The following is a 3,419-nucleotide window of genomic DNA, read 5'->3' as shown; positions in this document are numbered from 1 at the left end:
TCCGTACGGTGCGCCGCAGATCGCGTCCGCCTCGGCGGACATCAACGCCTGCGCGAACGTCTTCACCATCGTCCGCAACACGTCCGGTGACGCGGACTCCACCTGCTCGCGTAGCAGGTCAGCAGGGTTCACACTCTCAGATGCGGCCATCGCGTTGTCTCCTTCGTTGTTGACTTAGCCGTCTCGAAGGATCGCGCGGTGGCCGTCTCCTATCTACGCAACACGCCCATCACGGGCAAGTCGTACACCACTCCCGTGGACGTGACCTTCTAGGCTCGACCGTCCACGTTTACTTGACGGATTCCGCGGATCCGTCCACACCACCGCGGGGAGCGCCGCCGTCCAGTCTAGGCCGGTCTCGGACTCCGCCAGCGCCTTGGCCGGAACGGTCGCCCATACGAGTTGTGCCGGACAGGACAATGGGGGGATGGCCGAGTCTGAGCAGTCGAACGTCGAGGATCCCGCCGACCGTCGCGGTTCCGAGTTGGATGATCAGCTTCAGCGGATTTTGATCGAACTCGAACCGTATCGAGGCAAGGTCTCCAACGGCCCTGTTGACTACGGTCAGCTTGCGACCCTGCTCGCCACGAGTGGAGGCGTTGGTCTCGTCATTCGGGAGGCCATCCGGCAGCGAGGCGAGACACAACGCGAGCGCATCCGCCAGGAGGGCATGACACAGCGCGCCCTCCTCACGGGAAGAGCGAACGATGCCATCGACACCACCTCGGAGACGCGCGACGACGCAACAGGCGATGGCGGGTCCGACCCGAACTGATGGGCTACCGCACACCGCTGGCCATGGGTGGGTGTGAGCGACAGAGGCCGGCGCTGACGGCTCGCAGCCGCGCTGCCCAGCCTCCGCCGCCGCACCGATGTCGTCGGGATCTTCCCGAACCGGGCCGCGATCATCCGCCTCGTCGGCGCTGTCCTGGCCGAACAGACCGACGAATGGACCGAAGGCCGCCGATACATGGGCCTGGAACTACTCACCAAAGCCCGCCACAACATCCTCACCACCGACAACCACGACACCGACCAGCCTCACCCGGCCCCGATCGCCGCATAACATCAATCCGGATCCCGCGAAGGTCGTCTCCTACACCACCAGCGCGGACGTGACCTGTATTCCGCCTGGCTGTTGGGTAGTTGTTGGGTGCCCAACTCCCTCTAACCGTGGCAGCGGCGCTGGTTCGCGAGCCTTTTGTGGTCGTGAAGACGAACTCGGTAGTGCCAGACCGGCGCACACGCACCACGCCGTACCGCAAACTGGTCGCGCCGCAAAGCGCGGCGGCAACGGTCACACTGGCCAGACGGTCGGTGAGCATCGCCGGTGATATCGGCGACGACCACGGCCGTCATGATCCCCCGATCAACTCGCCTAGTGGGCGGTTTGCTCCGATGGCTCCGCCCCGCTCCACGCACCAGCATCGGCGCCCGGTGCCGACGCCGCAGGGTACGTGGCCATGAAGCGGGATCCCACCATGCTGGCGACGGGTCTGCCGCCAGAGTGGGCGACGTTCCTCACCGACTGGGACCGGTCGCTGCGGTCGGGGAACTACCCGTCGACGACGCGCTACAACTACCTCCTCGCCGTTGCGCAACTGGGCCGGTACCTCGCCGACGACAGCCAACGGGAGGCGGGGGAGGCAGTAGGCACGCCGACGGCCGTGACTCGGCGGCACGTCGAGGACTTCCAAGCGTGGATGATCACGACCCGGTCGCCGGCCACGGCGCTGAACAAGCACAAGGCCCTGCAGCAGTTCTTCAAGTGGCTCACGCTCGACGAGGAGGAAATGGACCAGTCACCGATGCTGCGGGTGCGGCAACCCAAGACACCGAAGCGCCTCATCCCAATCATCCGGGACGAGGACACCAAGAAGCTGCTCGACACGTGCAAAGGCAAGGACTTCGTACACGTCCGCGACGAGGCGATCATCCGGCTGCTGTCCAACACCGGAGCCCGGCTGTCCGAGGTGGCGAACGTGGAAATCGACGATGTCGACCTGTCACTGGATACGGTGCGCTACCACGGCAAGGGTGCCAAGGACCGACGGGTTCGGCTCGGGGCAAAGACCGCTCGGGCGGTCAGCCGCTACCTGCGCGCCCGCGGCGGCCACAAGGGCTTCGGGCTGCCCGACCTGTGGCTGGCGGTACGTGGCGCGCAGCCGCTGACTGCCAACGGCATCAAGCTCATGCTCAAACGGCGGGGTCTGCGCGCCGGGGTCGCTGGCGTGCACGCCCATCGCTGGCGGCACACCTATGCACACGAATGGAAGCTGGCCGGGGGCGACACCGGCGATTTGATGCTGGTGCTCGGCTGGACGTCCGATGACATGCCGCGTCACTACGGCGCCAGCGCTGCCGCCGAGCGTGCCCAGCAGGTGCAAGCCCGGATGGGGATCGGCGAACGTGTCTGACCGCGAGAAGAAGCCACAGACAGGCGGGCGTGGAGCAGAGACGGGCATGACCCCGCAGCAGCGCCGCCGCCGCGCCCGCATCGCCGCACATGCCTCCTGGGCCAACACCAGCGACCGTACGGCTCGCACCTCCTCCGGCACCAAAGCATTCCTCGAGCGCTTTGAGCGCCAGGTCGACCCCGACGGTGCGCTGCCCGACGAAGTCCGCGCCGCCATGGCCAAACACGCACGCACCGCGTACATGCTGCAACTGGCTGAACGCTCGGCGGCGGCACGCCGCCGCCGGGCCCGATCGCAGGACCCTTGATTGCGCGGAGGTCGTGTCACTGCCGAAATTAGACGCATGGGCTATGAGCTGGGGTTTCGCCTGGCTGCGGCACGATCGGTTCGTGATGGTCCTTTGCCGTATCTGATCATGGTTCGGATGTTCGGCTGGCTCGCGCTCCCTCGTGTGGAGCGACGCCGTCAACCCGGCGGGAGTTGCTGGTGCTACGGCATGAAGTCGCCGTGTTGACGGCGCCAGGTCGGTGGGGCGAGGCCGTCCTGGCCGGATCGGGCAGTGCTGTCCGCGCTGACGCTGTTGCTGCCCCGCGCACTGTGTGCGCACCGGATCGTCACCCCGACCACGCTGCGGGCCCGGCACCGCCGTCTGGTAAAGCGGCACTGGACGTATCCGAGCCGGCCGGGCCGGCCGCCGGCCCGGACCAGACTCAGCCCGGCCACCGCCCGACGGGCAGCCCACCACCATCTCCTCACCGATACCCGGGGATTCGAACCTGCTACCCGCCCCCGGGTACTCCCCCGCATCCCGGCTGGGGCGGGGGGAGGGCCCCGCGTAGCCGGCTGCCGGCTCCGGCCGGAAGACTGGCCGGAGCGGGGGCGGAATGCGGGCTACCGCACCCGCTCATCGGGCCCGTCATCGACGCCAGCCAGATGCGGCAGCCTGACCTCTAGACGCGTTCGCCGATTCCCAGTCGGGCTTGGGTTTCCTGTGCCCGTTCG

At 67.5% G+C, this 3,419-nt stretch carries 3 protein-coding genes and 2 pseudogenes; 4 read left to right on the top strand and 1 reads right to left on the bottom strand.

Annotation, left to right across the window (positions count from 1 at the left end; translation table 11 throughout):
- Positions 1 to 150 (bottom strand): annotated as a pseudogene (locus ACFP2T_RS39495) (IS256 family transposase); the annotation flags it as partial.
- A 277-nt stretch (positions 151 to 427) separates the two neighbouring features.
- On the opposite strand from ACFP2T_RS39495, the gene ACFP2T_RS39490 reads away from it, so the two are divergent.
- The 4 genes and pseudogenes from ACFP2T_RS39490 to ACFP2T_RS39475 all read left to right on the top strand — a co-directional run bounded on the left by ACFP2T_RS39490 (position 428) and on the right by ACFP2T_RS39475 (position 2,724).
- Positions 428 to 775 (top strand): hypothetical protein, encoded by a 348-nt coding sequence (locus tag ACFP2T_RS39490; protein WP_377431569.1) that lies wholly within the window; start codon positions 428 to 430, stop codon positions 773 to 775.
- Between the two features lie 81 nt (positions 776 to 856).
- A pseudogene (locus tag ACFP2T_RS39485) lies at positions 857 to 1,066 on the top strand (transposase); the annotation flags it as partial.
- 397 nt (positions 1,067 to 1,463) lie between these two features.
- Positions 1,464 to 2,417, top strand: coding sequence for a tyrosine-type recombinase/integrase (locus ACFP2T_RS39480; protein ID WP_377431566.1), 954 nt, complete (start codon positions 1,464 to 1,466; stop codon positions 2,415 to 2,417).
- 46 nt (positions 2,418 to 2,463) lie between these two features.
- Positions 2,464 to 2,724 (top strand): hypothetical protein, encoded by a 261-nt coding sequence (locus ACFP2T_RS39475; protein WP_377431564.1) that lies wholly within the window; start codon positions 2,464 to 2,466, stop codon positions 2,722 to 2,724.
- Positions 2,725 to 3,419 lie beyond the last annotated feature (695 nt).

The organism is Plantactinospora solaniradicis, from assembly GCF_042658085.1.
GTDB lineage: Bacteria > Actinomycetota > Actinomycetes > Mycobacteriales > Micromonosporaceae > Plantactinospora > Plantactinospora solaniradicis.
The sequence above is the reverse complement of the archived record's forward strand: the minus strand, read 5'-3'. Positions and strand labels throughout refer to the sequence as shown.

What these genes read in the sequence shown, in the direction of transcription:
- ACFP2T_RS39490 (WP_377431569.1), top strand. Translation starts at nt 428, where the DNA reads ATGGCCGAGTCTGAGCAGTCGAACGTCGAGGATCCCGCCGACCGTCGC.
- ACFP2T_RS39480 (WP_377431566.1), top strand. Translation starts at nt 1,464, where the DNA reads ATGAAGCGGGATCCCACCATGCTGGCGACGGGTCTGCCGCCAGAGTGG.
- ACFP2T_RS39475 (WP_377431564.1), top strand. Translation starts at nt 2,464, where the DNA reads ATGACCCCGCAGCAGCGCCGCCGCCGCGCCCGCATCGCCGCACATGCC.